Here is a 26,560-nt window from a genome sequence, read left to right as displayed (position 1 = left end):
AGTTATCCACAGCGCGGCCGGTATCCACAGCCGTTATCCACAGCACGAAAACGACTCTGAGTCTGATAAGGGTTAACAGTGACCGATATCCCCGAGTCCACACCGAACGAGCCCGAGGTTCCCGAGACCATCGCCGCCGTCGTCGCGCACGACCGCATCGAACCGGTCGGGCTCGAGGTGGAGATGCAGCGCTCCTACCTCGACTACGCGATGAGCGTCATCGTCGGGCGGGCGCTGCCGGACGTCCGGGACGGGCTCAAGCCGGTCCACCGCAAGATCCTCTACGCCATGTTCGACTCCGGCTACCGGCCGGACCGGGGCTACGTGAAGTGCTCCCGCGTGGTCGGCGACGTGATGGGCCAGTTCCACCCGCACGGCGACTCGGCGATCTACGACGCCCTGGTCCGGATGGCGCAGCCCTGGTCGCTGCGCTACCCGCTGGTCGACGGCAACGGCAACTTCGGCTCGCCGGGCAACGACCCGGCCGCCGCCATGCGCTACACCGAGTGCAAGCTCGACCCGCTGGCCATGGAGATGCTGCGGGACATCGACGAGGACACCGTCGACCTCCAGGACAACTACGACGGCCGGGCCAAGGAGCCCACCATCCTGCCGTCGCGGATTCCGAACCTCCTCGTCAACGGCTCCGAAGGCATCGCGGTCGGCATGGCCACCAAGATTCCGCCGCACAACCTGCGCGAGATCGGCGCGGCCGTGCAGTGGTGCCTGGAGCACCCGGAGGAGGACGAGGCCACCACCCTCGACGCGCTGCTGGAGATCGTCAAGGGGCCCGACTTCCCCACCCACGGCCTGATCGTGGGCACGCAGGCGATCCAGGACGCGTACCGCACCGGGCGCGGGTCGATCCGGATGCGGGCCGTGGTGGAGGTCGAGGAGGACAAGCGGGGCCGCCCCTGCCTGGTCGTCAGCGAGCTGCCCTACCAGGTGAACCCGGACAACCTGGCCGAGCGGATCGCCGAGCTGATCAAGGAGGGCAAGCTCGCCGGCATCGCCGACATCCGCGACGAGTCCTCCGGGCGTACCGGCATGCGGATCGTGCTCGTGCTCAAGCGCGACGCGGTCGCCAAGGTGGTGCTGAACAACCTCTACAAGCACACCCAGCTCCAGGAGACCTTCGGCGCCAACATGCTGGCGCTGGTCGACGGGGTGCCGCGCACGCTCAACCTGGCCCAGTTCATTCGCTACTACGTCGAGCACCAGATCGACGTGATCCGCCGGCGGACGGCGTTCCGGCTGCGCAAGGCGGAGGAGCGGGCGCACATCCTGCGCGGTCTGTCCAAGGCGCTGGACGCCCTCGACGAGGTGATCGCCCTGATCCGGCGCTCGCCCACCGTCGAGGACGCCCGGCAGGGCCTGATCCGGCTGCTGGAGATCGACGAGATCCAGGCGACCGCGATCCTCGACATGCAGCTGCGCCGGCTCGCCGCGCTGGAGCGGCAGCGGATCCTCGACGACCTGGCCAAGTTGGAGCTGGAGATCGCCGACCTCAAGGACATCCTCGCCAAGCCCGAGCGGCAGCGCAGGATCGTCTCGGAGGAGCTGGGCGAGATCGTCGCCAAGTGGGGCGACGAACGGCGCACCAAGATCGTGCCGTTCGAGGGCGAGGTCTCCATGGAGGACCTCATCGCCCGCGAGGACGTGGTCGTCACGATCACCCGCACGGGCTACGCGAAGCGGACCAAGGTGGATCTCTACCGGTCCCAGCGGCGCGGCGGCAAGGGCGTCAGCGGGGCGACGCTCCGGCAGGACGACATCGTCAGCCACTTCTTCGTATGCTCGACCCACGACTGGATGCTCTTCTTCACCAACAAGGGGCGCGTCTACCGGGCGAAGGCATACGAGCTTCCCGAGGCCAGTAGGGTGGCCAAGGGCCAGCACGTGGCCAACCTGCTCGCGTTCCAGCCCGACGAGCAGATCGCGCAGATCATCGAGATTCCGAACTACCAGGTGGCCCCCTACCTGGTACTTGCCACGAAGAACGGCCTGGTGAAGAAGACTCGGCTCGAGGAGTTCGACTCCCCCCGGTCCGGCGGCATCATCGCGATCAACCTGCGCGACGAGGACGAGCTGGTCGGGGCGGCGCTCGTCGCGCCGGAGGAGGATCTGCTGCTGGTCTCGAAGAACGCGCAGGCGATCCGGTTCAACGCCAGCGACGAGGCGCTGCGCCCGATGGGGCGGGCCACCTCGGGCGTGATCGGCATGCGCTTCAGCGAGGACGACGTCCTGCTGGCCATGGAGGTCGTCCGCGAAGGGCTGGACGTCCTGGTGGCCACGAACGGGGGATACGCGAAACGCACCCCGATCGAGGAATACCCCGTGCAGGGCCGGGGAGGTAAGGGCGTGCTGACTGCGAAGATCACCGAGCGGCGCGGTGGTCTGGTCGGCGCGGTGGTGATCGACCCGGACGACGAGCTGTTCGCGATCACCAGCAACGGTGGTGTCATCCGGACTCCGGTGAAGCCTGTACGCCGCACGCGTGACCGGAACACAATGGGGGTCAAGCTGATGGACCTTCCGGATGGCGTGACTATCGTGGCGATTGCTCGCAATGCCGACGAGCCTGACGAACAGGACTAGTTGAATGACGGAGACACAGGCGAAGTCGGGGAACACGGGGACCTCGGCCACCCCGGTCGACGAGGAGGCCGCGAAGAGCGGCACACCAGCGACCGGCCGCGCGGCCGTGGGTCGGGCCACCGTCCCCGCCGACGCGCCTGCCCCGAAATTCACCCGGGCCCCCGGAATGACACCACCTCCGGACAAGCCCTCCGAGGACGGGGACGCCGCGGACAGGACCGAGACGGTGGGGGTCGACAAGCCGGCCCCCGCCGCCAAGCCGGCCGCCGCCACACCGACGACGACCCAGCCGCTGAAGGTCGGTGCCGGCCAGTCGACCGGCACCACCGGGACACAGCCGCGGGTCACGGGCGCCACCGGCACCCAGCCCCGCGTCACGGGCACCGCGAAGCCGCAGCCGGACGGCGCCCGGCCGACCGGAGCAGGCCGCCCGGCCAACGGGGGTGGCCTGCCGCCGGGGATCGGCGGCGCCGCCGCCGTCGGGGCGGCACGCGTGGGTGATGCGGTACGCGCCGCGCGTACGTCGGTCAGCTCGGCCGCGTCGCGCGGACCGCGCCGGGCCCGGCTGAACCTCAAGCGGATCGACCCCTGGTCCGTCATGAAGTTCGCGTTCGCGGTCTCGGTGGTGCTCTTCATCGTCGTGGTGGTGGCCACCTCGGTGCTTTACCTGGCCCTCGACGCGATGGGCGTGTTCACCAGCGTCAACGACAGCCTGACCGACCTGGTCAGCGCGGGCGGCGGCCAGAGCACCAGCGGCTTCCAGATCACCGCCAAGGGCGTGATCCTCAGCTCGGCGCTGATCGGCCTGGTCAACGTCGTGCTGTTCACGGCGCTCGCCACGCTCGGGGCGTTCGTCTACAACGTCTGCGCGGACCTGGTCGGCGGCATCGAGCTGACCCTCGCCGAGCGCGACTGAACCACCTCGGAAGCCGGGGCACCGCCGAACGCGGGGCCCCGGCTTTCGTGCATCCCAGGGACGTCACGGGGCGTCTCGGCGGGCCGTACGGGCGGCGTAATCGGCTGGGCCGGACGCGAAGCCTCCGGTAGGTTCAGAGGCGACGGCAACGCCCGGAACTCGCGCCGGCCCCCGATTTGGGGCCGGACGGACGGATGGGTTAACCTTGCTCGTCGCCACGCGGGGCTATAGCTCAGTCGGTTAGAGCGCAGAGCTGATAACTCTGAGGTCGCTGGTTCGATTCCAGCTAGCCCCACCGCACATCGTCCGACGGCAGTCGAGCACGAGGGGTAGGCCCCATGTTCAAGAAGCTTCTGATCCTGGCCGGCATCGTCGGTGTGGCAGCCGTGGTGGCCAGGAAGGTCAAGGCTTCCAACGACGAGCGCGCCCTCTGGCACGAGGCGACCACCGCGCCCGACCTGCGCTGATCCCGCTGGCACTGCCGGCACCGGTGGCATCGTCCGCCCCGGGGGCCCTAGCTCAACTGGCAGAGCACTGCCTTTGCAAGGCAGGGGTTAGGGGTTCGAGTCCCCTGGGCTCCACTCAGCTCTCGTGCAGGTCACGAGGCATCTCCCTCCGCCGGTTCCTCGTTGTCGGATCGACGACCATCATCGGTCGTCAGCGAGTCGTCAGCAGAGTCCGCGAAAACCCCTCGCCCAAGCCGGTGAAAGTCGGCCGGAGTATGCGTGTAGCGGTTGAGCGTGGTCGACGCCTGCTCGTGCCCCATGACCGCCTGGACGACGTTCACCGGTACGCCGTTGGAGATGAGCCACGTCGCGTACCCGTGCCGCAGGTCGTGGAACCTCAGCCCGCCAGCCGCCTTGACCGCCACATGTGCCACCGCGTCCCGCTCGGTCGTGAACTCGGCTGACCACTCCGCGCCTTCCTTGTCGCGCCAGGTGGCCCGGAACCGGTCCGGCCCCGTCTCCGTCACCGCACCGAGCAGTCCGGCGCGAACCAGCGCGGGCCGCCACACCTGGCGCCGGAAGTTGCTCCGCAACATTGGGTCACCTGATCGGTTGGTGAAGACCCGATCGGCCGCGTCAGCGTCTACCCGGTCGCGGTGGCGCACCAGCTCGGCGCGCAGAAACGACGGCACGGGGACCACGCGGCGGCTCTGGGCCGTCTTCGGGTACGGCTTGTCCGCCGGGTGCCCGTTGACCTCGATCACGACGCGCCGAACGGTCAGCGTCGCGTCCTGGTCCTCGTCGTCGGGCAGGTCGAGGTCCGCCCACCGCAGCCCGAGGCACTCACCCCACCGCAGCCCGGCACCAGCGGCAGCAGCGACGACCGGGCGGTGCCATTCGGGCGTGCTCGGGAGAAGTAGCTCCGTCACCTGGTCGAGCGTGAGCATGAGCTGCCCACTCGCGCGCTTGCGCTGGGCCGGTAGGCGAACGCCCTCGCAAGGGTTGAACGCGATCAGCCGGCTACGCACAGCCGATGCCATGACGGACGAAAGCAGCGAGTGACACGACGCGACGGTGGCCGGCGAAAGCTCCCGCCCGAGGCGCGTAACCCACTCCTGAACCGCCAGATGGTCAATCCGGCCGACCGGCCACGATGCCCACTGCGGCAACAGGCGAGCGCGCAGACGCGAGTTCCATGCGGCCAGCGTGGTTGCCTCCACCGAACGCGAGGCAAGCCAGCGTTCGGCGTACGCACCAAACCGCGTCTTGCCGGCCGTGGGGTCGACGTACGTCCCCTGAGCCACGGTCGTCTCGGTCGCGGCGAGTTGCGCAGCGGCTTCCTTGCGCGTTCGAAAGGTCTTGGCCTTCTGTCGGCCGGACGGGTCGCGCCAGTTGGCGCGAAAGGTGCCGGCGGGCGTCTTGACGATGTGTCCCACGGTTCTGAATCTCCTTATAGGCGTGACGGTGCGTTACTTGTTGTGGCCTTCGTTGGTGAGATAGCTAGCAGGGCTTGTGGGGGTTTCGGTTCGCGTTCTGGCGGGGTTCGGGGTGTTGTCACTGGTGGGCTGCTAGTTGCTAGGTCGCTGGTGGGGTTGGCGATTGGCTGCTAGCACGTCTGCTAGCGCTAGCAGGGCGGGCTGCTAGGGCTAGCACCCTCGGCGGGCCGCTGCGGCCGTTTGATTTGGTTACTGACGGTTGATGTTGGCGGTGTCGCTGGCGGATCGATGGGTGACGCCTAGCCCTGGCTGGAACACTGCGCGCAGGTGTTCCAGCAGGGTTGCTGGCTGCCGGGTGGTGGTGGGGATAGACGGATAGGTGCCAGGTGGGGCGGGGTGTGGGCCGCTAGGTCTAGCGGGTGGTGGGGCTAGACCTAGCGGACCCCGAGGGCGGCTACGCGCCGTTGCGGCGGCGCTGGCGCTGCTCCTGCTGTTCGAGGCGGTCCAGCTCCCGGCCCACGTCCTCGGTGGTGGCCTCGGGCAGCTCGTCAAGCCATCGGGTCAGCAGAAGAACGATGCGATGGTTCGCATGAAGCACGCAGAGTTGGCGGCCCGCAATATGCCGGAGGGCTTTTGGGCGGCTGCGGCGGACCCCACCGTCGTGCGAGAGGCGCTGACCGGGGCTTTGCCTCTGCGTGGCCTTCGCAGGTGTGCCATCCTGACTGATGGCGCCGCGCGTCTCGTTCGCATGTTCGACGTCTTGACCTGGTCGAGCCTTCTAGACCTACTCGCGGAGGCCGGTCCTGCGGAAGTGGTAAGCCGTGTTCGGGCGATCGAGGCAAAGGACCCAGAGGGCCGTAGGTGGCCGCGCAACAAGCGCAGTGACGACGCAACCGTGGTTTATATGACCCCGGCTTCGCCGGCCGACCTTGCCTCCTGTACTGACTACCAGCCAGCGCCGCCACGCCCAGCACAGTGAATTAATCCGATTCCCAAGTTGACTGCGTGACATGCCGACGACGGCCGCTCAGGGGGCCGCCGCCGGGCCGTCTGGGCCGTGACCGGGCCGTCAAGGGCCGAACAATAGTGATCGACGGCGACCAGCAACACCCGAAGAAACAGCAGGCCATTTCTGGCTGGAAAGATGTTGACGGATATCATCTTGCCGACTAACTTGACCACGCTATGACATTCTGATAATTCGGGGGTTTGAATGTTAATCGGATCAACCTCGGGTGCGCTCACCCGTCTTACTCGCCGTGGGCTCATTGCGATGACTGCGTCGCTGGTGCTGTTGGCCGCCGGTGCGACGCTGCTGGCGCCGCCCGCGTCCGCGGCCGTCACGCGGTCGGTCAAGACCAAGGCGCCCCTCCAGCCGGCGATCAGCTTCCCGAATGGGGACAGCGTGGTCGAAGGCGGCCAGCTTGCCATCAGGTTCGACGCGAACGGCGACACCTCGGTGACCAGCTACCGGTACAGCGTTGGCGGCACCGACCTGGGCAGCGTCGTCGCGGCGGGGCCTGATGGCGCGGCCAATGTGACGATCGACGTCGGCAACGTGAGCGGTCAGCGTCCGGTGTACGCGGTGGCAGTCGACCGCCAAGGCCGGCTCAGTCCCATGAACCAGGGATCCTTCACGGTGTCCGTCCTGTGGAGCCTCAGGGGCCAGGCGCTCGACATGAACACCTGGCTGCCGGTGGCGGGGGCGACGATCCGGCTGGACCCGGTCGGGATCGAAGTTGTTACTGGCCCGGACGGCAGCTTCCAGTTCGCCATTGACCCGGGCATTTACACGCTCACCGGCACTTACGCCGGCCCGCCCAGCCTCTCGGGCAGCAGCCAGCAGTTGGAGATTGACGGTCAAGGACTGTGGCACGACCTGTACCTGTGGCCAGATTCCGGGAGCTGATGACCAGTACCCATCGCGATGAGATGGGCTCGCTCGATGGCCCCGGCGCTCCACGCCGGGGCCATCGTCGTGCCGGCTCCGGCACGGGGAAAGGTTGACATGGAGGGCGGTGTCTGAGAGCACTTAGAGCGTGTCTCAGGTGGTGAGTTTGAGGTAGCGCTTGTGGCAGGTCAGGGCGGCAGCGAGGGTGACGAATGCGCAGTACAGGCCGGGGTCGCGTTCGTAGCGGATGGTCAGCCGGCGGTAGCCGGTGAGCCAGGCGAAGGTCCGCTCGATGACCCATCGGTGTCGGCCAAGGCGGTGGGGGGATTCGATGCCGCGGCGGGCGATGCGGGGTCGGATGCCGCGGGCGCGGAGCATGCGGCGTAGGTGCGGGTAGTCGTATCCCTTGTCGGCGTGCAGTTTGTTCGGGCGTCGTCGGCGGGGCCCGCGCTGGGACTTGACGGCGGGGATGGCCTGAACGAGAGACTCCAGGCAGCGGCTGTCGTGGGTGTTCGCGGCGGACACGCCGACAGACAGCGGGAGCCCGCCGCGCTCGGACAGGGCGTGGATCTTGCTGCCGGGCTTGCCTCGGTCGACCGGACTCGGACCGGTCAGAGCGCCCCCCTTTTCGCCCGCACGTACGCGGCGTCGGCGGTAGCACGAGACCAGTCGATCAACCCCTGCGCGCCCAACTGGTCCAAGGCGGCGACGTGCAGCCTGCGCCAGAGGCCCGCTCTGGTCCACGCGACGAACCGGCGGTGCGCGGTGGCCTTGGAGACTCCGAACCCGGGTGGCAGGTGCCGCCACGCGCAGCCGGTGGTCAACACGTACACGATCGCGGCGAACACCGCCCGCGCGTCGATCGGCGGCGTGCCTCCACCCTGCGGACGGCGAGACGGTGGTGGGATCAACGGACCGGCCAGGTCCTACAACTCGTCAGGCACCCATTGCAGGATCAACCGCTCGTCCACAGTAGAAACGATCTACCAGACCAGGCCACCCAACCGCCACCCGAGACACGCTCTTAACGGCACCCGCGATGGCTGGGTCGCCTCGGGCCGACTCCTCGGAGCGTCAGCAATAAGTCAGCAAGACGCGCGACAATGATCGACAGCCGTCGGTACAAGACAGTAAGGTCGTTGACTCCAACGGCAATCGCCGAGATTGATCGGCAACCGGCCACGGAGCCGAGCCGCCTTTGCAAGGCAGGGGTTATGGGTTCGAGCCCCCTGGGCTCCACCAGCACTTCCTTGGTTGATCTCGACCCCGAGTGTAAGACCACCGCCCGCCGGCCCCTGGTCGGGCTACCGGGGCGTCAACACACAGAACTCGTTGCCATCGGGGTCGGCCAGCACCACCCAGCTGACCTCGCCCTGGCCGATGTCGATTCGGGTCGCCCCGAGGGAGAGCAGACGCTCGACCTCCGCCTGCTGTTCACCGTGGACCGGTGGAGCGAGGTCGAAGCGCAGGCGTTGCTTGCCCGTCTTCGGCATCAGCGGTGGACCACCCTACGTGATCTTCGGACCGCCGTGCGGTGAACGGATCGCGGTCTCCTGGTCCTGATCCCAGACCAGCGGCCATCCCAGCGCCTCGCTCCAGAAGTATCCGACCTCCTGCGAACCGTCGCAGGCCAGCGCGCCGACGAATCCGCAGTCGGCGAGGAAGTTGTTGCCGGTTCGATGACGCAGAACTCGTTGCCCTCGGGGTCGGCGAGCACCACGTGGTCTTCCTCGGGACGTTGCCCGACGTCGATGTGCCGGGCGCCAAGTCCCAGCGCTCTGGCCACCGTCTGCTGCTGGTCCTCCAGGGACGTACTCGTCAGATCGAAGTGCATCCGGTTCTGGCCGACCTTCCGGCTTCGGGTCGGGAGGAAGCGGAGCCGGAACCCGGTGTCGTCGCTGGGTAGGAGCGTGACACCGTCGTGTGGTTCGTCGGCCAGGTCCCAACCCAGGACCCCGGACCAGAACCGGGCGAGGCTCAGCGGCTCGCTCGCATCGAAGCTGAGTGCGAACAGTTGGCAGGTCATCCCTCTGCTCATCTCCGATCCGACGGCTGTCGACACGGGACGCCGTGCCAGCCGGTCGATCGGCGCCTACGGGTGAGCCCGCGTCACCCGCAGCCAGGTTTTTCGCCGGCTGCCGCAAGGTGCCGGTCGTCCCATCGCGTTGTCGGGATTGCCGCCCTTCATGTCCTGGCTGTGGCCCAGGCCCGGGCCGCCTCGGTCAGCTTGCCGATGAGCTCCGTCTTGCCCTCGGTGTACGCCTCACGGTCGTCCGGGAAGCGGCTGGCCAACTCTCGCTTGAGGGCCTCGTAGTCGGCACGGGCGTCAGGATGGGCTCGTAGGTAGTCCCGGAACGCCAGGACGTTCAGGTAGCGCGGCGAGCCGGTCGGCACCAGGTGCAGGTGGTGGGTGCGATGGCCGGGGCGTGGCTTGCAGAACCAGTGCATGACCTCGGCGCGGTAGGGCCAGTAGCAGTAGCTCAGAGGCTTCAGCAGCTCGATGCAGGGACGCGACAGCTCAAGGTCTGCCACGCCGACCATGATGTCGATGACCGGTTTGGCGGCGAGGCCGGGTACTGCGGTGCTGCCCACGTGGTGGACGCCGCCGGTGATCCAGGGGCCGATGGTCCGACCGATCACGGCGGCCTCGGTGGCGAACCGCTCGGGCCATGCCGCGTCGTAGGGCTCGACGTGAACGGGGGCGTTGACCTCGTGCGCCTCGCTGCCATGGCTGTCCGACACACGAGCACCCTGCCAGAGAAGCTGTGGCGTCGCAGCCCCGGCGACCTGACCCTGCCAGCCGCGTCACCGGTCAGCGCAGGAACGTGAAGAGCGTTCCCGTGGCGTCCAGGGGGCGCGGCGTGCCTGCGAACCGGTGGACGCCGACGGAGAACCGCACGTCGTCCGGAGCGTGGAACGCCTCCTCCACGAAGCCGGCGTCGCGAAGCCACCTCCGTACGGCTGGCGTCAGGTCCGGTGAGCGCCGCGCCCGGGTCCAGATCACGGTGGCACCCGTTGCGCAGAACTGAGGAAAGGCGGCGACCGTCCGCTCCACGTCGGCGTCCGAGATGTTGCCGAAGACCCCGACCATGAGCACCAGGTCGGCCGGAACCGCCCCGGCATAGGAGGAGAGCCGGCCCGCGTCCGCCTGCCTGATCACGAGGTGGGAGAGCCCGGCCCGGTCGGCGGCGGCCCGTGCGGCGGCCACGTTGCCGGCGTCGTACTCGAGCAGGGTCGCATGAAGCCGTCGGGCGTCAGGCCGCGCGGCCAGGACGCCGATGAGGTCGTGGCCCTGCCCCGCGCAGGCGCTGACCACCGTCAGCCGCTCGTCGGAGCGCTCGTCGAGCCACGAGGCGATGTGCCGCTGCACCAGCCGCAGTCGACGCGACAGCGGCGAGTTCGCGTCGGCGTAGGGCTCGTGCCACGCCTGCCATTCGGTCCGGACGGTCACGGGCGGAAGTGCTCACGCAGCAGCGCGAGGAGCCCGTGGCCGTCCTCGATCCGCGCGTCCGGTTCGACTCCCGGTAGCGCCGCTTCCCGGTCGGTGCGGGGCGACCGCATCAGGATCGCGGCGCCCGTGCCGGCGCGACGGGCGCAGACGATGTCGCGGTGCACGCTGTCGCCCACGAACCAGCAGTCGCCGAGCGGCACCCCGATGGCGCAGGCCGCCAGCCGCGCCAGTTCCGGGTTCGGCTTCCGGGGCCCGGCCTCGTCGCTGTAGAACTCGGCCCCGAAGAGCGCGGAGAGCCCAGCGGTGGCGAGGAAGTCCCGGTGGGCGGCGCCGCAGAGCGTGTTGCTGACGACCGCCATCGGCAGGCCGGCCTCGGCGGCGTGGCGCAGGGCCTCGGGGATGCCGGGCCGCACCGCCCACTCCTCCCGCCAGGTCCAGGCGTACGCCAGCGCCGTCGCCTCCCGCTCGACGGCGGCCCGGGCCTCCCGCGGCCAGGACCGGGTCACGAAGTCGGCCCACACCTGGCCGTGCGGCAGCTCGACGGGGTCGCCCGTCCTGCCCACGTCGTCGCGCCACAGGGCGTACGCCCGCGCGCCCTCACCCAGGTCCCGGGCGATCCGCTCGTCCGGCACCGCGCCGTCGACGAGCGCGGCCAGCCGCCGCACCAGCCCGGGAGCGGCCGGCGGTGGGGGTGGCGCGTCGGCCAGGACGCCGCCGAAGTCCAGCAGGAGAGCCCGAGGGGTGCGAAGCATGCCGCCATCCTCGCGCACCGGGACGGGAGACGAGGGGGACCGCGGTCGGAGTGGACGTGACCGCAGGATCCCCCTCGCCGTGGTCGGGATGCCCCGGACAGGTCGCGCTACGCCAGCGCGTCGACGGTCGAGCCCGCCGTCGTCCGGGCCCGCGTGACGCGGCGGCGCCGGGTGGGCAGCCCGAGTGTCGGGTTGGCGACGCCCCAGGCGGCACCCTTGCAGACCAACTCCTTGTAGACGGCCGCGAGGCGTCCTGTCAGGGCCGCCCGCAGGGCGCGGTCGTCGGCGGTGACGTACTGGATCAGGCCTTCGCCACGGCCGAGCGAGATGCACTGGTTGAAGTAGCGGATCCGGCTGGTTGGCAGCCTTCCCCCGGCCAGGCGCGCCGCGATCGCGTCGGCGGCGTGCCAGGCGGTCGGGACTCCCGAGGCGCACGACATCCGCAGCGGCTTGTCCCCGGGGCCCATCACCATGGCGGCGTCGCCGACGGCGTACACGTCCGGGTGCGAAACCGACCGCATGGTCCCGTCGACCACGATCTGGCCGGAGTCGGTGACCTCCAGGGCGGTCGCCCTCGCGATCGGGTGGACCGCGAAGCCGGTGGTCCACACGGCCACCGCCGCCGGGATGGCCCTGCCGTCGGCGGTGGCGACGCGGTCGGCTTCGACGCCGGTGACGGTGGCGTGCTCGTACGCGGTGATGCCGAGCTTGTCGAAGACCTTCCGCAGGTGCTCGCGGCCCCTGGGGGAGAGCCAGTCGCCGAGACCGCCACGGGCGGCGAGGGCGACGTCGAGGTCCGGGCGGGCCTCGGCGATCTCCGTCACGGCCTCCAGGCCGGTGAGGCCGCCCCCGACGACGAGCACGGTCTGCCCGGCGTCGAGGCGGGCCAGGCGCTCGCGTAGCCGGAGTGCTCCGGGCCGGCTGGAGACCTCGTAGGCGTACTCGGCCGCCCCCGGGACGCCCCGTGAGTCCCAGCCGCTGCCGAGGGCGTAGACGAGAGTGTCGTAGGCGAGCTCTCCGGCGCCGTTCGCGTCGACGACGGCGACGGTCCTGCGGTCGACGTCGACGCCGGTGACCCTCGCGAGCCTCAGCCCGACCCCGGTGCCCGCGAACATCTCACGCAGTGGCCGGGGTTTGAGGTCCTGACCGGCCGCCAGCTGGTGCATGCGGACGCGTTCGACGAAGTCGGCCCCTTCGTTGACGAGGGTGATGGAGACGTCCTCACGGTGGAGCCGTCGGGCGACGCGGCCGGCGACGATGGCTCCGGTGTATCCGGCTCCGAGGACGATGATGCGGTGCTGCATGTCCATGCTCCTGTCTCGCGCGGGTTGCCACTTGAACCGGGTGGCCCACCGTTTCCTGACAGGGACAGCACGTGAAGCACGTCACATGATGGTCAGAAGGCGTGGAACAGGGGCTCGCCATGGTCGGTGGCACCCCACTGCGCGGTTGCCCGTGCGAGCTTGTCCGGGTTGGCCTGGTTACGGAACGCGGCGATGCCCTCGGCGGTGACCTCCAGGCACATGACGCCGACGACCCGGCCGTCCACGACGGCCAGGACGGCGGGGCCGCCGTTGACGGTCCAGACGTAGACCTCGGGCGTGCCACCGACCAGGGCGCGTTTGGCCTTGCCGGGCCTGAACAGACCCCACAGGAACTTCGCGACCGCGACCGCGCCCTCGAACGCCTTGGCGCGGGCCGGGACCTTCCCGCCGCCGTCGCCGATCGCGACGACGTCCTCGGTGAGCAGGCGCAGGAGCGGCTCCATCCGGCCGCCGGTGGCGGCCGTCAGGAACTCCGCCACGATCCGCCGGGCAGCGGCCTCGTCGATCTCGGCACGGGCCCTGCCGTCCGCGACGTGCTTCTTGGCGCGGTGGAGGATCTGCTGGCTGGCGGCCTCGGTGATGTCGAGGATCGCGGCGATCTCGCGGTGCGGGTAGTCGAAGGCCTCCCGCAGCACGTACACCGCCCGTTCGCCGGGGGAGAGCCGCTCCAGGAGGGTGAGGACCGCGTACGAGACCGATTCGCGCTGCTCGGCCGTCTCGGCCGGACCGAGCATCGGGTCCCCGGCGAGCAGCGGCTCGGGAAGCCACTGCCCCGGATAGGTCTCCCGGCGTGCCCGGGCGGAGGCGAGCTGGTTGAGGCACAGATTGGTGAGGACCTTCGTCAGCCAGGCCTCGGGGACCTCGATGCGTTCGACGTCGGCGGCCTGCCAGCGCAGGAACGTCTCCTGCACGGCGTCCTCGGCTTCGGCGGCGGAGCCGAGGAGACGGTAGGCGATGGCTTCCAGACGGGGCCTGGTGGCCTCGAACCGCTCGACGTCGTTCGCCGTCAAGGACATGACCCGATCCTAGGCCGCGCGGAACGGATCGGAACCGGGCCACCGCAGCGCCGGCGCCGCCCCCGGCACGTTAGCGTCGGTGCGTGACCACCGGATCCCCACGCGTTCTCCCGGCCGACAGCGGCATCGCGGAGGCCGCCTCCGTCCTGCGTACCGGCGGGTTGGTGGCCTTTCCCACCGAGACCGTCTACGGGCTCGGCGCGAACGCGCTGGACGCCCGGGCCGCCGCCCGGATCTTCGAGGCGAAGGCGCGGCCCAGCTTCGACCCGCTGATCACGCACCTCGCCGACGCGGCCGAACTGGAGAAGCTGGTCGGGGCGGTGCCGGCGGCGGTGGCGGCGTTGGCCGAGCGCTTCTGGCCCGGGCCGCTCACGCTGATCGTGGACCGGCCGGCCGCGATCCCGCCGATCGTCACCTCCGGGTTGGCGACGATGGCGGTCCGGGTGCCCGACAACGCGTACGCGCGGGCGCTGATCGCCGAGGCCGGGGTGCCGGTGGCGGCGCCGAGCGCGAACCGGTTCGGCCAGCTCAGCCCGACGCGGGCCGAGCACGTGGTGCGGGGCCTGGGCGCCGCCGTGGACGTGGTGCTCGACGGCGGGCCGACGCGGTGCGGCATCGAGTCGACCATCGTGGACGCCCGGGGCGGGCGGCCGGTGGTGCTGCGCCTCGGCGCGCTGCCGGTCGAGGCGCTGGAGGAGGCCGCCGGCCCGGTGACCGTACGCCCGGGCAGCTCCGGGCAGCCGGTCGCGCCCGGCACGCTGGCGGCGCACTACGCCCCGCGTACGCCGCTGCGGCTGGCGTCGGGCGGCGAGCCACCGGCGGCCGACGGGGTCCGGCGCGGCTTCCTGGCCTTCCGGGACCGGCCGGCGGGCGACTGGGCCGCCGTGGAGGTGCTCTCCGCCGCCGGTGACCTGACGGAGGCCGCCGCGCGGCTGTTCGACGCGCTGCACGAGCTGGACGCCACCGGGGTCGGCGAGATCCTGGTCGAGCCGGTCCCCGAGGTGGGCGTCGGCCGGGCGATCAACGACCGGCTGCGCCGTGCCGCCGCCACCTGGCATCCGGTGGAGTGAGGCGGGCGCGGAACGCGGCCCACCTCGTCACGGTTCGCCGGCGCCTCCACCGCCCGTGCATGGGCGGGGAGGACGGGGGTAGGAGAAACGGCAACAACCCCCTGGAAGTGAGGTGTCAGCCAATGCCGACCGCACGCGAGATCATGACGAACGACGTGACCTGCATCCGTGAGCAGGACGACCTCAAGACGGCCGCGAAGCAGATGGCCCAGCTGGGTGTCGGCTCGCTGCCGATCTGCGGGGACGACAACCGGCTCAAGGGAATGCTGACCGACCGCGACATCGTGGTGAAGGTCCTCGCCGAGGGCCGCGACCCGGGCCGCGTCACCGCCGGCGAGCTCGCCCAGGGCGAGGCGGTGACGATCGGCGCCGACGACGACGCGGCGGAGATCCTGCGGACCATGAGCCAGCACAAGGTACGCCGGCTCCCGGTGATCGACGGGCACGAGCTCGTCGGCATCGTGGCCGTCGCCGACGTGGCCCGTTCCCTGCCCGAACGCCCGGTGGGCGACCTCATCGAGGCCATCTCCGAGCGCGCCTGACCGCCCGTCACGACCGATCGCCGCCCTCCGGCCCCGGCCGGGAGGCGGCGATCGTCGTACGTGGGGTGCCGCAGCGGGCCCGGCGGGACCGGCCGGGCCGGACGCGCGGGAGGGCGGAGCCCGGCCCGGCGGGCCGGAGAGGCGGGAGGCTCAGTCCGGCGGGGTGAGCGGGACGGTCTCGCCGCGGGCGATGGTGCGGACGCTCCCGGCGAAGCCGCGCCGGCGGGCCTCCGCCACGAAGTGGCCCAGCGGTGAGCGGAACACCGGGTAGTCGTCGTAGTGGATCGGCACGGTGAGCCTCGGCCGGACCAGTTCGACCAGGTCGGCGCCCTGCCGCGCGTCCATGGTGAGCAGGAGGCCCGCGATCCGGGTGCCGCCGAGGTGGATCAGCATCGCGTCGATGTCCGGGTACCGCTCGGGGATGTCGGCCAGCATCGGCCGGTTCAGCGTGTCGCCGGTGACGTAGAGGCGGAACCGACGGCTGCCGTCGCGTTCGAGGTCGATCATCGTGCCCATCACATCGGGCAGCAGCAGGTCCAGCGCGCCCGGCCCGTGCTTCCCCGGCATCGAGGTCAGCCGCAGCGTCTCGCCGTCCCGGCGCAGCTCGCGGGAGCTCCACGTGGGCAGCCCTTCGGCGGCCCGGAAGCCCCGACGGCGCAGCTTCCGCTCGGCGGCGGGGGTGGTGACGATCGGCAGTTCCCGGTCGAGTTCCCGGCGGGCCACCCGGTCGAAGTGGTCGCCGTGCAGGTGGGAGAGGACCACGGCGTCCAGCGACGGGAGCTGGGCGATCCGCAACGCGGGGTCGGTGCGCCGACGCGACCAGAGCCCCTTGCCCAGGTACGCGCGCTGGCCCCGGTGCAGGAAGTTCGGGTCGGTCAGCAGGGTGAACCCGCCGATCCGCAGCACCGTCGTGGCGGTGCCGATGAACGTGACCTCCGGCTGCGTCGTCGACATGCGCACCTCCGTCCGCAGCCGTACCCGTGATCGGCGCGGGCATGCCGATCGGCGGCGGTCTCCGGTCACACCGGCCGGGAACCCGACTGGGGCAGGCGTTCCACCAGGCGGGTGAGCGCGCCGTTCGCGAAGGTGGCACCGAGCGCGGAGCCCGTCGCGATGGTCCAGCCGACCGGGCCGAGTGGGGTGCAGCCGAAGAAGTGGCTGACCCCCGGCGTCTGGACGACCACCACCAGCGCCCCGAGCGACGCGGCGGTGGAGGCCAGCACGGCCGGGCTGGTGCCGCCGGCCAGCACCGTCTGTCCGAGCTGGGTGCCGACCAGCGAGACCAGCGCGATGGTGCCCGCCCGCCTGCGCCGGCCGGTGTAGCGGGCCAGTGTCCAGCCGGCGGTCGCGCCCAGCGTCGTGGCGGCGGCGCGCAGCCCGATCTCCCGGGTCATCGTCTCGCCCAGTGAGGTGTCGGGGCCCTCCCGGAGCAGGCCGTCGGCGTGGCCCGCGGCGGGCGGCCGGACCGCGATCGCCAACGCCGGTGCCAGGTCGGTGAGCAGGTTGACCAGGAGCAACTGCCGGCCGGTGAGCGCCGAGCGGCCGGTCGCGGCGGCGGTCAGCACGCTGAACGCGATCTCGCCGAGGTTCCCGCCGACCAGGATGCTGAGCGCGTGGCGTACCGAGGACCACATCGCCCGGCCCTCGACCAGGGTCGCGATGATGGTCTCCAGCCGGTCGTCGGTGACCACCAGGTCGGCCGCCGCGCGGGCCGCCGGGGTGCCCCGCCTACCGAGGGCGATGCCCACGTCGGCCAGCCGGATCGCCGCGGCGTCGTTGGCGCCGTCGCCGGTCATCGCCACCGTACGGCCGCACCTCTGCAACGCCTGGATGATCCGGACCTTGTGGGCCGGGGTGCACCGGGCCACCACGTCCGTGGCGGCGAGCCGCGCGGCGAGGGCCTCGTCGTCGAGTTGTTCGAGTTCCGTCGCGGTGACCACCCGCTGCTCCTCGTGGTCGCTGATGGTGGCCGCGATCGCCTCGGCGGTCGCCGGATGGTCGCCGGTGATCATGATGGTGTGCACGCCGGCCTGGCGGATCCGGCGTACGGCGGGGGCGGCGCTCTCGCGGACCCCGTCCGCGAGGGCCAGGAAGCCGACGAAGGTCAGGTCGTGCACCTGCGCGTCGGTGACGCCGGGCGAGGAGACCCGGCACTCGGCCACGGCGAGGATCCGGTGTCCCGCCCCCGCCCGGTCGGCGAGCATGGCGTGCAGCCCCTGGCGTCCCTCGTCGTCGAGCGGCTCGTCGCGGCCCCCCGGCGTACGCCAGTCCGAGCACCGCGGCAGCACCGACTCCGGCGCCCCCTTCACGCTGAGCAGCAGCCGGTCCCCGGCGCGGCCGACGGTGGCGTGGTAGCCGCGGGACGGCTCGAACGGCAGCCCACCGACCGGCTCCCACCCCTGGGCGCCGGTCTGCTCGGTCACCCCCGCCGCCTCGGCGCCGGACCGGACCGCGCGGTCGGTCTGCTGGGCCAGGTCGCGAGGGTCGGCGGCGGCCGGGGTGGCCCGCAGCGCGGCCGCGAGCGCGAACCGCAGGCCGTCGTCGAGCCGGTCGACCGGTGCGTACCGGCCGTCGTCGCCGACCCCGGCGAGCATCAGCTGTCCCTCGGTGAGGGTGCCCGTCTTGTCGAAGCAGAGCACGTCCACCCGGCCGAGCGCCTCGATGGTGCGCGGGTTGCGGACCAGCGCGCCGTGTTCCGCCAGCCGCCGCGCGGCGGCCAGCTGCGCGGCGCTGACCAGGAAGGGCAGCCCTTCCGGCACGGACGCGACGGCCAGGTTCGCGGCGGTCGCGGCGGTCGCGGCCAGGGGTACGCCCCGCAGCAGCCCCATGCCGGCCACCGCCACCGCCGAGCCGGCGGCCAGCGGGATCGCCGCCCGCGTCAACCGGCCCAGTCGCGCCTCCACGCCACTCGACGGCGGGACCTGCCGGGCCATCGCCAGGCTCCGTCCCGCCTCGGTCTGTGCGCCGGTCGCGACCACCACCGCCGTTCCGTGGCCGGCGGCGACGGTGGTGCCCTCGTAGAGCATCGACCGCCGGTCGGCGACGGCGGCGGCGACGACCGGCTGGTCGGTCTTGCCGACCGGCAGCGACTCCCCGGTGAGCGAGGACTCGTCCATCTCCAGGCCGGCCGACTCCAGCACCCGGCAGTCGGCCGGGACGGCGTCGCCCGATTCGAGGAGGATCACGTCCCCGGGCACCAGGTCGTCGGCCGGCAGCATCCGCTCGGCGCCGTCCCGGCGTACCCGGGCGGTCACCGCCGAGCGGGACAACAGCTCGGCCAGCGACCGCTCGGTGTTGTGCTGGTGCACCGCCCCGAGCAGCGCCGACCCGCCGACCACGCCGCCGACCAGGGCCGCGTCGACGAGCGAGCCGAAGGTGGCGGAGAGCACCGCCCCGGCGGCGAGGACCGGGGTGAGCGGGTTGGCCAGCTCGTCGACGAAGGCGCGGAGCAGCCCCGTCGGCCCGGAGGGCCGTACGGTCCCGCCGCCCCGGCGGCGCTCGGCCTCGTCGGTGGCGAGCCCGTCCGGGCCGGTGCCGAGCTGGTCGAGCACGGCCGAGGACGGCATCAGGTGCCAGGCGGTGATGGTGGGCGTCGGGCTGTCCGCCCGGTCGGGCAACCGGTGCGCCCGCAGGACGCCGTGCGCGAAGGCCAGCGCCGCCGCGCCGTTCACGGCGGAGAGGGAGCGGCCGGGCAGCTGCGCGGGCGCGGCGGTGAACGCCCCCAGCGCGCCGAGGCCGGTGCCGGCCGCGGCCAGGCCGATGTTCTGCCGGGCCATCCGGCGGGCCACCCCGGTCGCCTCGATCACGAGCGCCACCACCCGCAGGTCGACGCCGACCAGCAGGTGCGCACCCCAGGGCGGCAGGTCCTCGGGAGCGGAGAGTCCCAGGCCGCAGTCCGCGACGCCGAGCGCGGCGCGGTCGCCGGAGACCACCATCACCACCGCCCCGTCGCGTTGCAGCGCCCGCACCGACTCGGCCAGCCGGTCGCCGCCGGACAGGTGGGCGTCGGCGAAGTCGTACCGCCGGTCGTCGTCGCCGGCCACGACCAGCCGCAGGCCCGCCTGGCGGGCGGCGGTCGGCAGGGCGTCGACGCCCGGCGCCGGCTCCGGCTCGACCCGCAGTACGGCGGTCAGGGTGTCGCCCTCGGCCAGGCCGAGCAGGGATCCGCCCGCGTCGCGCAGCCGCCGGCTCTCCTCGGTGTCGCCCGCGTGCTCGACGTCCAGCGCGTCCAGCGGCCCGAGCCGCCAGCCGTCGGCGTGCCGCAGCTCCCGGGGTGCGGCGGGGTCGAAGAGGGCGAACGCGCGCGCGGCCACCTGCCCGACGTCCGCCCCGGCCAGCGGCGCCAGGTCCGCGAGCACGCCCCGGTCGGAGCCCAGCACGGCGGCGTCCAGCACCAGGGTGTCGATCCGGTCGAGTTCGCGCAGCACGCTGCGGTCCATCGCGATCACGCCGCGCCGGGCGAGGATCCGGCCGAGCTGCGCGGCGTACCCCTCGCGTCCGCTGCCGGGGGCCTTGGGCAGCGCGGAGAGCCCCAGCGCGGCGGCCCGCTTCCGGCCGACGACCGGCGTCGCGGCGGCCGCGGCGGCGGCGCCCGCGGCGAGCATCCGGGTCACGTACTTCTCGACGGGGCCGTCCGGCTTCGGCTGGAGGCGCTCCACCTTCGGTGCCCGGGCGACAGCCCGTTCCGGGTCCCCGGTCAGCCGGGGTTCGGCCTGCGTCCAGGCGCGGAGCTGGGCCCGCGCCTCGCCCCACTGCACCACCCGCTGCGCCCCGTCGAGCACGATCCCGGTCCAGCCGCCCGTCAGGCCCTGCACCACCGCCTCGGCGAGCGGGAACAGCAGGTCGGCGCGGGGGTCGGCGCGCAGCCCCCGGTCCGCCAGTGCGTGCAGCTTCGGGTGCAGGTCGACCGCGCCGAGCAGCCCGGCCACCTCCCCGGGCACGGGGGTGAAGGGCAGGATCCGGGTGGCGGCGGAGATGGTGAGCCCCAGGGCGTCGGAGGCCAGCGCGCCGAGGGTGCGCGGCGTGCGCGGCCCCTCCTCGGGCGGGTGTGGCGGCGGGATCTCCGGGTCCGGCTCGTGCGGGCAGACGCGTTCGGCGTGGGCGACGGTGGCGACGAGGTCCCGCAGGTTCGGCTCCGGCGTGCCGACGGCGACGACCACCCGGCCGGACGGGGCGTTGACCCGGGCCCATTCCACCCCCGGCACCCGCTCCAGCGCCGCCTCGACCTGGCGGGCGAGGGTGTCTCCGCCGTCCTGGCAGACGCCGTGCACCTCGATGTGGTGTCGGCCGGGGCGGGACCAGACCCGGCGCCGGGTCAGCCCGGCCGCCCGGGCCAACCGGGTCGCGGCGGCACCGACGCTGCGGGACGCCTCGCCGACGACCTGCGGCACGGCCACCGGCGGACGGAGCCGGCCGGCGACGTGGCCCAGCGAGATCATCGAGGCGTACGACCGGACAGGCGCCGGTCAGGCCCCTCGCTGCCGCTGCTCCCGCCGTACGCCATCTCGCCTCCCACGCCTCCGCTCCGGCGGCCTGGCTTCCCGGCGGATCGTCCGTTATGCACTCCGAGCAGCGGAAGTTCCTCCCGCGCGGCGGCGGGAAGCTCGCCGACCACACGCGGGGACGGGGTGCCCGCCGGGCTCCCGACGGGGCGGAGAGAGCCGGGTCACCCTTGACCTCAATCCGGGTTGAGGTCCGAGGCTGGTCCCATGCTGATCGAACTGCCCCGCTCCGGGGCGGGTGCGTCGAATCCACGGGCCCGCCTCGGTCACCGACCGCTGTGGCTGCCGCGTGCAACGGGTCGGCGGTGACCGACACGGCGGCGCCCGCCGCCCCGGTCGCCGCCGAGGCCGGGATCTTCGCGCCCCGGCTGCGGGCGATGACGGTGGGCAGCGTTGCGCTGATCTCGCTGCTCGCCTTCGAGGCGCTGGCGGTGGGCACCGCCATGCCCACCGTCGCCCGCAGCCTCGACGGGCTGGCCCTCTACGGGATCGCCTTCGGGGGCCCGTTCGCCGCCAGCGTGCTCGCCATGGTCGCCTCCGGCATCTGGTGCGACTCGCGGGGCCCCCGGGCGCCGATGTGGCACGGGCTCGTCTGGTTCGTGCTGGGGCTGGTGCTCGCCGGCGGGGCCAGCACCATGGGCGTCCTGGTCGCCGGCCGGATCGTGCAGGGCTTCGGGTCCGGCCTGCTCTCGGTGGCGCTCTACGTGATCGTCGGGCAGGCGTACCCGGAGGCGCTGCACCGACGGATCTTCGCGGCGTTCGCCGCCGCGTGGGTCGTACCGTCGCTGGTCGGGCCGGCGCTGGCCGGCCTGATCGTGGAACACCTCGGCTGGCGCTGGGTCTTCCTGGCGGTGCCGGTGGTGGCGGTGCCGGCGGTGCTGCTGATCCATCCCGGCCTGCGCGCGATCGGCGCGACCGCGGTGACGGGGCTGCCGTCCGGCGCGGCGGCCCGGATCGGCTGGGCCTGCGGGGCGGGGGTGAGTGCCGCACTGTTGCACGTCGGGGGGCAGCAGCGCGGCGCCGCCGCCGTCGGGTTGGTGGCCCTGGCGCTGGTCGGGCTGCTGGTCTGCGCGCCCCGGCTGCTGCCGGCCGGGTTCCTGCGCGCCGGCCGGGGCCTGCCCACGGTGATCGGGCTGCGTGGTCTCGCCTCGGCCGCGTTCGTCGGGGCGGAGGTGGTGATCCCGCTGATGCTCTCCCGGGAGCGCGGGCTGTCGCCGACCGCCGCCGGTCTGGTCCTGACCACCGGCGCGCTCGCCTGGTCGGCGGGCTCCTGGGTGCAGGGGCGGATGCCCGCGCCGCGCTCCCGGGCCACCATGCCGAGGGCGGGGCTGACCTGCATCGCCGCCGGCACCGCCGTGGTCACGCTCGCCGTCGCGCCGGCGGTGCCGGTCTGGGTCGGCGTGCTCGGCTGGGCCTGGGCCGGCATGGGCATGGGGCTGCTCTATCCCTCGCTGTCGGTGCTCACGCTGGAGCTGTCCGCCCCCGGCGAGCAGGGCCGCAACAGTTCCTCGCTGCAACTGGGCGACTCGCTCTTCGCGGCGACCGTGCTGGCGCTCACCGGCGCGGTGCTCGCCGCCGGTGCGGCTCCCGGGCCGGTCAGCTACGCCGGCACGCTCGCGGTGGCCTCCGGGCTGGCCCTGCTGGGCGTCGTGCTCGCCGGCCGGGTGGTGCCCGGCGCGTCCGGGATCCGCGCCGGCTGACCGCCCCGCCGCCGGCCGTCGGGACCGGCGCCCGGACCGCCGGGGTTTTCCCGATCCGGCCAGTCGGCGGCGATGTGCCGATTCGGTCCGGTGGGGACCGTCGGCCCGGGAGGATGGGCGGGCTCCGGTGAGCCGTCGCACACCCGGTCACACGCGTGCGCCGGACGCCGTCGGCACCACTGTCGCGCGACGGGGCGGAGAGGGAGGGAACCATGCGGGTGCTGGTCACCGGGGCGGGCGGTCGGCTCGGGCGGGTCGTGCTGCCCCGGCTGCGCGCCGAGGGCTGGGACGTCCGGGCGACGAGCCGGCGGGCGCGTACCGGCTCGTCGGCGCGGTGGGCGGTGGTCGACCTGGCCACCGGAGAGGGACTGGCCGAGGCGGTGGCCGGCGTGGACGCCGTCCTGCACCTGGCCTCGTCACCGAACCGGGGGCGGCAGACCCACCGGGTCGACGTGCTCGGCACCCGCCGGCTGGTTGTCGCCGCCGGGCGGACGGGCGTACGGCACCTGGTCTACGTCTCGATCGTCGGGGTGGACCGCGTGCCGATCCCCTACTACCGGCACAAGCTCGCCGCCGAACAGGTCGTGGCGGCCGGTTCGGTGCCGTGGACCGTGCTGCGGGCGACCCAGTTCCCGGAGTTCCTCGACGGGATGCTGCGCGGGGCGAGCCGGCTCGGCCCGGTGCTGGGCGACCCGGCGGTGCTCGCCCAGCCGGTCGACCCCGGCGAGGTCGCGGACCGCCTCGTCCGGCGGCTCACCGCCGGTCCGTTGGGCGGCGTCGAGGAGTACGGCGGCCCGGAGGTGCTCCGCTTCGACGAGGCGGCCCGGGCGTGGACGGCCGCCCGGCGGTCCCGCCGTCCGCTGCTCCGGGTCCGGATACCCGGCAAACTCGGCCGCGCCCTGCGCTCGGGCGGCCTGGTCACCGGGGCGACCCCGAAGGGCGTCCGGACCTGGGCCGACCACCTCGCCGACACGTACGGGGGAACTGGCGCAAGATGAACGGCCCGCGCGTTCACGTCCGGCCTACCGTGACGCCATGTTCGCCATGGTCGCCACCGTCATCCTGTACGTCGCCGGTTTCGTCTTCCTCTACGGCGTGATCCGGCTCGCCGTCCGCCACGCCCTGGAGGAGATGGAGGTGCGTCGGGTCCAGGCCGAGCGGGCGGAGGAACTGGCCGCCGTCCGGGACCGCGCGCTGCTCCGCGAGAACGGGTTCCTCACCGGCAACTGACCGACCGGTGCCGGCCCCGGCCGGCGCGTTCGGGCCGGCCCGTCCCGGCGGTCCGGGACGGGCCGGTGCTCCGGGTGCCTAGAAGTCGGCGGCCACAGCCATGTTGAACTTGTCGATGGCCGCCTTCTTCTCCTCCGGGAGCGACTCGACGTCGATCCGGTCGGTCTCGCCCCTCCCGTCGTGGGTGTCGACCCCCTTCAGGAGGTGATCGACGATGGAGTTCGCCTCGTCGGTGGTGAAGCCTGCGTCGGTCAGGATGTGCAGCGGAAGTTCACTCATGCCGGACGCCGGTACCCGGCACCACCCGCTCCCACACGCCGTCGGACCCCGTCTCGGGGATCGATAGGGGTAGCCCCTGCCGCCGGCGGCACCCCGGTCGTCGGCGGTGTGGTGCAACCCCGGGTGCTGGCAGGTGCAAGGATCGCAGGCGTGATGGGGACGCTGAAGACCGAACCCGCCCGCAGTCGGCTCGACCTGCTCGCTCCGCCGGTCGCCGCCGCCGTCGGGCAGTGGCCCGCCGAGGCGCCGGTGGACGTCGAGGACGTGTTGGTGGCGCCGATCGACGCCGAGCTCGCCGACACCGCCGCCTTCTGCGCCGCGTACGAGGTGGGGCTGGACGAGTCGGCCAACTGCGTGGTGGTGGCCGGCAAGCGTGAGGGGGTCGTGCGCTACGCGGCCTGCGTCGTGCTCGCCACCACCCGCGTCGACGTCAACGGGGTGGCCCGCCGCGCGCTCGACGTGCGGAAGGCGAGTTTCGCGCCGATGGCCGACGCGGTGGAGCTGACCGGCATGGAGTACGGCGGCATCACCCCGATCGGTCTGCCGGAGCAGTGGCCGATCCTGGTCGACGCGCGGGTGATCGCCGCCCCGCACGTGATCATCGGGTCGGGCGTACGGCACAGCAAGATCGCGCTGCCCGGCCCGGCGCTCGGCGCGTTGCCCGGCGCGCGCGTGGTGGAAGGGCTGGCCAGGCCGGCCTGACCGATCACGTGCGTCGATACCGTTGCACGTGAAACATCACGTCCGTCGATGCCTGCTGTCGGGCGTCGGCCGCAGTGCCGTCGCGGCCGGCGGCCCTCAGCCGGCCTCGGCCTCGCGGCGGTCGACCTCGGCCAGGGCGGCGAGCAGCGTCTCCGGCTCCTGGGCGCCGGTCACCGCGTACCTGCCGGCCAGCACGAAGGTGGGCACGCTGGTGACCCCGATCTGCCGGGCGGTGGCCAGCTCGTCGGAGAGCTCCGACACCCGTTCGTCCGAGTCGAGGAAGCGGCGGGCCTCGGCCGCGTCCAGGCCCACCTCGGCGGCGAGCGCGGCGAGCGCGTCGCGGGAGCCCACGTCGACGCCGTCGGTGAAGTGGGCGCGGTAGAGCGCCTCGACGATCTCGGCGGCGCGTCCACGGTCGGTGGCCCAGGCGACCAGGCGGTGCGCGTCGAAGGTGTTGGCCGCGACCGCGCGGTCGAAGTCGAGCTTCAGGCCGACCTGGGCCGCCACCTCCGTCACCTGCCCGAACATCTGCCGGACCCGGTCCGGCCCGCCGAACTTCGCGGCCATCGCGTCGACCAGTGGACGCGGCTCCGGCACCGGCGACGGGTCGAGCTGGAACGGCCGGTAGCGGACGGTCACCTCGCCGTCGTACGACTCCAGGGCCTGCTCCAGCCGACGCTTGCCGATGTAGCACCAGGGGCACACGACGTCGGCGTAGATCTCGATCTCCATGTCGGGTGACAACCCTCCGCTCAGCTGGTCTGTTCCCGGACCTGCCGCTTGAGCCGGGCCAGGATGGCCGTGCCGCCGCGCACCCGCAGCGGGCTGATCGCCTGGGCCAGCCCCATCCGCTGGTAGAGGTCGTCGGGCACGGCGAGCACCTCGTCCGCGCTCGCCCCGGCCAGCCCCTCGGCGAGGATGCCGGCGAACGCGCGCGTGGTGGGGGCCTCCGGTGGGCAGTCGAAGAGGGTCTCCACCGTCTTCTCCGGAGTCACCCGGGCGCGCAGGAAGAACGCCGTCTGGCACTCCGGCACCTGCTCCATGCCCTCCCGGTCGGCGGAGCCGGCGGGCAGCGGCGGGACGACGTCGGCGTACTCCAGCAGCATCTCCAGCACCACGTCGCGGGGCGCGGCGGCGAACTCGTCGACGATCTCGGAAAGCCTGGCCGGCATGGATGACATGCCCCCGAGGCTACCGCCGTCGGGGACGGACCCCTCCGCTGCCACGGACGTCAGGAAGGGGCCCTTCCGTGCGCCTCACACGGTCGGCGCCTGCTCGCTGATCTCGCTCAGCGCCGACTGGGGGTCGAGCTGCATCGCGAGGTCGCCCAGGGAGACGATGCCGACCAGCTTGCGCTCGCTGTCGCAGACCAGCACCCGCCGGATGCCCCGCTCCCGCATGAGGGCGGCCGCCTCGGCCGTGGTCGAGTGCTGCTCGATCATCACCACCTCACGGGTGATGATCGAGCCGATCGTGGTGGTGGCCGGGTCGCTGCGCTCGGCCACCGCCCGGACGACGATGTCCCGGTCGGTGAGCATGCCGGCGAGGGCGGCGCCGTCGGTGACCACCACGTCGCCGATGTCCGCCTCCTTCATCACCCTGGCCGCCTCGTCCAGGTTGGTCTCGGCCGGCAGGTAGATGACCTGCTTCGTCATCACGTCGCTGACCCGGTAACCGGTCATGAGAGCCTCCAGAACGCATTCAG

The 26,560-nt window shown here is 72.6% G+C and carries 26 protein-coding genes and 2 tRNA genes; 12 read left to right on the top strand and 16 right to left on the bottom strand.

Features of this window, described 5'->3' with window-relative positions:
• Positions 1–78: 78 nt before the first annotated feature.
• The 5 genes from gyrA to AB0G13_RS00615 all read left to right on the top strand — a co-directional run bounded on the left by gyrA (position 79) and on the right by AB0G13_RS00615 (position 4,095).
• On the top strand, positions 79–2,598 hold the full coding sequence (gene gyrA, locus AB0G13_RS00635; protein WP_357866783.1) for a DNA gyrase subunit A: 2,520 nt from the start codon (positions 79–81) through the stop codon (positions 2,596–2,598).
• A 4-nt stretch (positions 2,599–2,602) separates the two neighbouring features.
• Complete coding sequence (locus AB0G13_RS00630) at positions 2,603–3,514, top strand: DUF3566 domain-containing protein (RefSeq protein ID WP_357866780.1); 912 nt, start codon at positions 2,603–2,605, stop codon at positions 3,512–3,514.
• A gap of 221 nt (positions 3,515–3,735) precedes the next feature.
• A tRNA-Ile gene (locus tag AB0G13_RS00625) sits at positions 3,736–3,809 on the top strand.
• 43 nt (positions 3,810–3,852) lie between these two features.
• Positions 3,853–3,981 carry a DLW-39 family protein gene (locus tag AB0G13_RS00620; RefSeq protein WP_231920970.1) on the top strand — a complete coding sequence of 43 codons (129 nt, stop codon included), beginning with the start codon at positions 3,853–3,855 and terminating at the stop codon, positions 3,979–3,981.
• Between the two features lie 41 nt (positions 3,982–4,022).
• A tRNA-Ala gene (locus tag AB0G13_RS00615) sits at positions 4,023–4,095 on the top strand.
• A gap of 17 nt (positions 4,096–4,112) precedes the next feature.
• On the opposite strand, the gene AB0G13_RS00610 is transcribed toward AB0G13_RS00615, so the two are convergent.
• Positions 4,113–5,396: a site-specific integrase gene (locus AB0G13_RS00610; protein WP_357866778.1), complete on the bottom strand. Its 1,284-nt coding sequence runs from the start codon at positions 5,394–5,396 to the stop codon at positions 4,113–4,115.
• A gap of 454 nt (positions 5,397–5,850) precedes the next feature.
• Positions 5,851–5,994, bottom strand: a complete 144-nt coding sequence (locus AB0G13_RS00605; protein ID WP_357866775.1) for a hypothetical protein — start codon at positions 5,992–5,994, stop codon at positions 5,851–5,853.
• A gap of 675 nt (positions 5,995–6,669) precedes the next feature.
• Between AB0G13_RS00605 and AB0G13_RS00600 the strand changes: the two genes are divergently transcribed.
• A complete protein-coding gene (locus AB0G13_RS00600; RefSeq protein ID WP_357866772.1) occupies positions 6,670–7,305 on the top strand; it encodes a hypothetical protein in 636 nt (211 codons plus the stop codon).
• A 135-nt stretch (positions 7,306–7,440) separates the two neighbouring features.
• On the opposite strand, the gene AB0G13_RS00595 is transcribed toward AB0G13_RS00600, so the two are convergent.
• The 8 genes from AB0G13_RS00595 to AB0G13_RS00560 all read right to left on the bottom strand — a co-directional run bounded on the left by AB0G13_RS00595 (position 7,441) and on the right by AB0G13_RS00560 (position 13,831).
• Positions 7,441–8,210 (bottom strand): IS5 family transposase gene (locus AB0G13_RS00595; RefSeq protein WP_357866894.1). Its coding sequence is split into 2 segments (ribosomal slippage): positions 7,441–7,916 and positions 7,916–8,210, totalling 771 coding nucleotides; the frame shifts between segments, so codons are not numbered across the junction.
• A gap of 381 nt (positions 8,211–8,591) precedes the next feature.
• Entirely contained in the window at positions 8,592–8,780 is a 189-nt protein-coding gene (locus AB0G13_RS00590) for a VOC family protein (RefSeq protein WP_357866769.1), read from the bottom strand.
• Entirely contained in the window at positions 8,780–9,313 is a 534-nt protein-coding gene (locus tag AB0G13_RS00585) for a VOC family protein (protein WP_357866893.1), read from the bottom strand. Before AB0G13_RS00585 ends, AB0G13_RS00590 begins: the two co-directional genes overlap by 1 nt.
• Positions 9,314–9,471: 158 nt before the next feature.
• Entirely contained in the window at positions 9,472–10,029 is a 558-nt protein-coding gene (locus AB0G13_RS00580) for a GrpB family protein (RefSeq protein ID WP_357866766.1), read from the bottom strand.
• Positions 10,030–10,099: 70 nt separating this feature from the next.
• A complete protein-coding gene (locus tag AB0G13_RS00575) occupies positions 10,100–10,738 on the bottom strand; it encodes an SAM-dependent methyltransferase (protein ID WP_357866763.1) in 639 nt (212 codons plus the stop codon).
• On the bottom strand, positions 10,735–11,490 hold the full coding sequence (locus AB0G13_RS00570) for an HAD family hydrolase (RefSeq protein ID WP_357866760.1): 756 nt from the start codon (positions 11,488–11,490) through the stop codon (positions 10,735–10,737). Before AB0G13_RS00570 ends, AB0G13_RS00575 begins: the two co-directional genes overlap by 4 nt.
• Positions 11,491–11,597: 107 nt before the next feature.
• Positions 11,598–12,794, bottom strand: coding sequence for an FAD-dependent oxidoreductase (locus tag AB0G13_RS00565; protein WP_357866757.1), 1,197 nt, complete (start codon positions 12,792–12,794; stop codon positions 11,598–11,600).
• Between the two features lie 92 nt (positions 12,795–12,886).
• Positions 12,887–13,831 carry an RNA polymerase sigma-70 factor gene (locus AB0G13_RS00560; protein ID WP_357866754.1) on the bottom strand — a complete coding sequence of 315 codons (945 nt, stop codon included), beginning with the start codon at positions 13,829–13,831 and terminating at the stop codon, positions 12,887–12,889.
• Positions 13,832–13,914: 83 nt separating this feature from the next.
• Here AB0G13_RS00560 and AB0G13_RS00555 point away from each other — a divergent pair, with 83 nt between their 5' ends.
• The gene (locus AB0G13_RS00555) at positions 13,915–14,901 is read left to right on the top strand and encodes an L-threonylcarbamoyladenylate synthase (RefSeq protein WP_357866752.1); all 987 of its coding nucleotides are present in this window, start codon (positions 13,915–13,917) and stop codon (positions 14,899–14,901) included.
• Positions 14,902–15,023: 122 nt separating this feature from the next.
• Complete coding sequence (locus AB0G13_RS00550) at positions 15,024–15,443, top strand: CBS domain-containing protein (protein WP_121397384.1); 420 nt, start codon at positions 15,024–15,026, stop codon at positions 15,441–15,443.
• Positions 15,444–15,593: 150 nt separating this feature from the next.
• Here the strand turns inward: AB0G13_RS00550 and AB0G13_RS00545 are convergent, their stop codons facing one another.
• Together AB0G13_RS00545 and AB0G13_RS00540 are read right to left on the bottom strand one after the other, a co-directional pair.
• A complete protein-coding gene (locus AB0G13_RS00545; RefSeq protein ID WP_357866748.1) occupies positions 15,594–16,397 on the bottom strand; it encodes an MBL fold metallo-hydrolase in 804 nt (267 codons plus the stop codon).
• A 65-nt stretch (positions 16,398–16,462) separates the two neighbouring features.
• On the bottom strand, positions 16,463–20,881 hold the full coding sequence (locus AB0G13_RS00540) for an HAD-IC family P-type ATPase (protein ID WP_357866745.1): 4,419 nt from the start codon (positions 20,879–20,881) through the stop codon (positions 16,463–16,465).
• Between the two features lie 368 nt (positions 20,882–21,249).
• Between AB0G13_RS00540 and AB0G13_RS00535 the strand changes: the two genes are divergently transcribed.
• The 3 genes from AB0G13_RS00535 to AB0G13_RS00525 all read left to right on the top strand — a co-directional run bounded on the left by AB0G13_RS00535 (position 21,250) and on the right by AB0G13_RS00525 (position 23,874).
• Positions 21,250–22,644, top strand: a complete 1,395-nt coding sequence (locus AB0G13_RS00535) for an MFS transporter (RefSeq protein ID WP_357866742.1) — start codon at positions 21,250–21,252, stop codon at positions 22,642–22,644.
• Positions 22,645–22,856: 212 nt separating this feature from the next.
• Positions 22,857–23,642, top strand: coding sequence for an NAD(P)H-binding protein (locus AB0G13_RS00530; RefSeq protein ID WP_357866739.1), 786 nt, complete (start codon positions 22,857–22,859; stop codon positions 23,640–23,642).
• A 37-nt stretch (positions 23,643–23,679) separates the two neighbouring features.
• A complete protein-coding gene (locus AB0G13_RS00525; protein ID WP_357866737.1) occupies positions 23,680–23,874 on the top strand; it encodes a hypothetical protein in 195 nt (64 codons plus the stop codon).
• Between the two features lie 78 nt (positions 23,875–23,952).
• On the opposite strand, the gene AB0G13_RS00520 is transcribed toward AB0G13_RS00525, so the two are convergent.
• A complete protein-coding gene (locus tag AB0G13_RS00520) occupies positions 23,953–24,153 on the bottom strand; it encodes a hypothetical protein (RefSeq protein ID WP_357866734.1) in 201 nt (66 codons plus the stop codon).
• A 153-nt stretch (positions 24,154–24,306) separates the two neighbouring features.
• Here AB0G13_RS00520 and AB0G13_RS00515 point away from each other — a divergent pair, with 153 nt between their 5' ends.
• Positions 24,307–24,855, top strand: coding sequence for a YbaK/EbsC family protein (locus tag AB0G13_RS00515; RefSeq protein WP_357866890.1), 549 nt, complete (start codon positions 24,307–24,309; stop codon positions 24,853–24,855).
• A 96-nt stretch (positions 24,856–24,951) separates the two neighbouring features.
• On the opposite strand, the gene AB0G13_RS00510 is transcribed toward AB0G13_RS00515, so the two are convergent.
• The 3 genes from AB0G13_RS00510 to AB0G13_RS00500 all read right to left on the bottom strand — a co-directional run bounded on the left by AB0G13_RS00510 (position 24,952) and on the right by AB0G13_RS00500 (position 26,537).
• The gene (locus AB0G13_RS00510) at positions 24,952–25,587 is read right to left on the bottom strand and encodes a DsbA family oxidoreductase (RefSeq protein ID WP_357866732.1); all 636 of its coding nucleotides are present in this window, start codon (positions 25,585–25,587) and stop codon (positions 24,952–24,954) included.
• 20 nt (positions 25,588–25,607) lie between these two features.
• Positions 25,608–26,036, bottom strand: coding sequence for a SufE family protein (locus AB0G13_RS00505; RefSeq protein WP_357866730.1), 429 nt, complete (start codon positions 26,034–26,036; stop codon positions 25,608–25,610).
• A 75-nt stretch (positions 26,037–26,111) separates the two neighbouring features.
• Entirely contained in the window at positions 26,112–26,537 is a 426-nt protein-coding gene (locus AB0G13_RS00500; RefSeq protein WP_357866727.1) for a CBS domain-containing protein, read from the bottom strand.
• Between the last annotated feature and the right edge of the window lie 23 nt (positions 26,538–26,560).

This window comes from Micromonospora sp. NPDC023633 (genome assembly GCF_040640035.1).
Classification (GTDB): domain Bacteria; phylum Actinomycetota; class Actinomycetes; order Mycobacteriales; family Micromonosporaceae; genus Micromonospora.
The sequence above is the reverse complement of the archived record's forward strand: the minus strand, read 5'-3'. Positions and strand labels throughout refer to the sequence as shown.

What these genes read in the sequence shown, in the direction of transcription:
- AB0G13_RS00560 (WP_357866754.1), bottom strand. Translation starts at nt 13,831, where the DNA reads ATGTCCTTGACGGCGAACGACGTCGAGCGGTTCGAGGCCACCAGGCCC.
- AB0G13_RS00590 (WP_357866769.1), bottom strand. Translation starts at nt 8,780, where the DNA reads ATGCCGAAGACGGGCAAGCAACGCCTGCGCTTCGACCTCGCTCCACCG.
- AB0G13_RS00510 (WP_357866732.1), bottom strand. Translation starts at nt 25,587, where the DNA reads ATGGAGATCGAGATCTACGCCGACGTCGTGTGCCCCTGGTGCTACATC.
- AB0G13_RS00630 (WP_357866780.1), top strand. Translation starts at nt 2,603, where the DNA reads ATGACGGAGACACAGGCGAAGTCGGGGAACACGGGGACCTCGGCCACC.
- AB0G13_RS00525 (WP_357866737.1), top strand. Translation starts at nt 23,680, where the DNA reads ATGTTCGCCATGGTCGCCACCGTCATCCTGTACGTCGCCGGTTTCGTC.
- AB0G13_RS00570 (WP_357866760.1), bottom strand. Translation starts at nt 11,490, where the DNA reads ATGCTTCGCACCCCTCGGGCTCTCCTGCTGGACTTCGGCGGCGTCCTG.
- AB0G13_RS00545 (WP_357866748.1), bottom strand. Translation starts at nt 16,397, where the DNA reads ATGTCGACGACGCAGCCGGAGGTCACGTTCATCGGCACCGCCACGACG.
- AB0G13_RS00550 (WP_121397384.1), top strand. Translation starts at nt 15,024, where the DNA reads ATGCCGACCGCACGCGAGATCATGACGAACGACGTGACCTGCATCCGT.
- AB0G13_RS00565 (WP_357866757.1), bottom strand. Translation starts at nt 12,794, where the DNA reads ATGCAGCACCGCATCATCGTCCTCGGAGCCGGATACACCGGAGCCATC.
- AB0G13_RS00500 (WP_357866727.1), bottom strand. Translation starts at nt 26,537, where the DNA reads ATGACCGGTTACCGGGTCAGCGACGTGATGACGAAGCAGGTCATCTAC.
- AB0G13_RS00620 (WP_231920970.1), top strand. Translation starts at nt 3,853, where the DNA reads ATGTTCAAGAAGCTTCTGATCCTGGCCGGCATCGTCGGTGTGGCAGCC.
- AB0G13_RS00505 (WP_357866730.1), bottom strand. Translation starts at nt 26,036, where the DNA reads ATGTCATCCATGCCGGCCAGGCTTTCCGAGATCGTCGACGAGTTCGCC.
- AB0G13_RS00540 (WP_357866745.1), bottom strand. Translation starts at nt 20,881, where the DNA reads ATGATCTCGCTGGGCCACGTCGCCGGCCGGCTCCGTCCGCCGGTGGCC.
- AB0G13_RS00515 (WP_357866890.1), top strand. Translation starts at nt 24,307, where the DNA reads ATGGGGACGCTGAAGACCGAACCCGCCCGCAGTCGGCTCGACCTGCTC.
- AB0G13_RS00585 (WP_357866893.1), bottom strand. Translation starts at nt 9,313, where the DNA reads ATGACCTGCCAACTGTTCGCACTCAGCTTCGATGCGAGCGAGCCGCTG.
- AB0G13_RS00600 (WP_357866772.1), top strand. Translation starts at nt 6,670, where the DNA reads ATGACTGCGTCGCTGGTGCTGTTGGCCGCCGGTGCGACGCTGCTGGCG.
- AB0G13_RS00530 (WP_357866739.1), top strand. Translation starts at nt 22,857, where the DNA reads ATGCGGGTGCTGGTCACCGGGGCGGGCGGTCGGCTCGGGCGGGTCGTG.
- AB0G13_RS00520 (WP_357866734.1), bottom strand. Translation starts at nt 24,153, where the DNA reads ATGAGTGAACTTCCGCTGCACATCCTGACCGACGCAGGCTTCACCACC.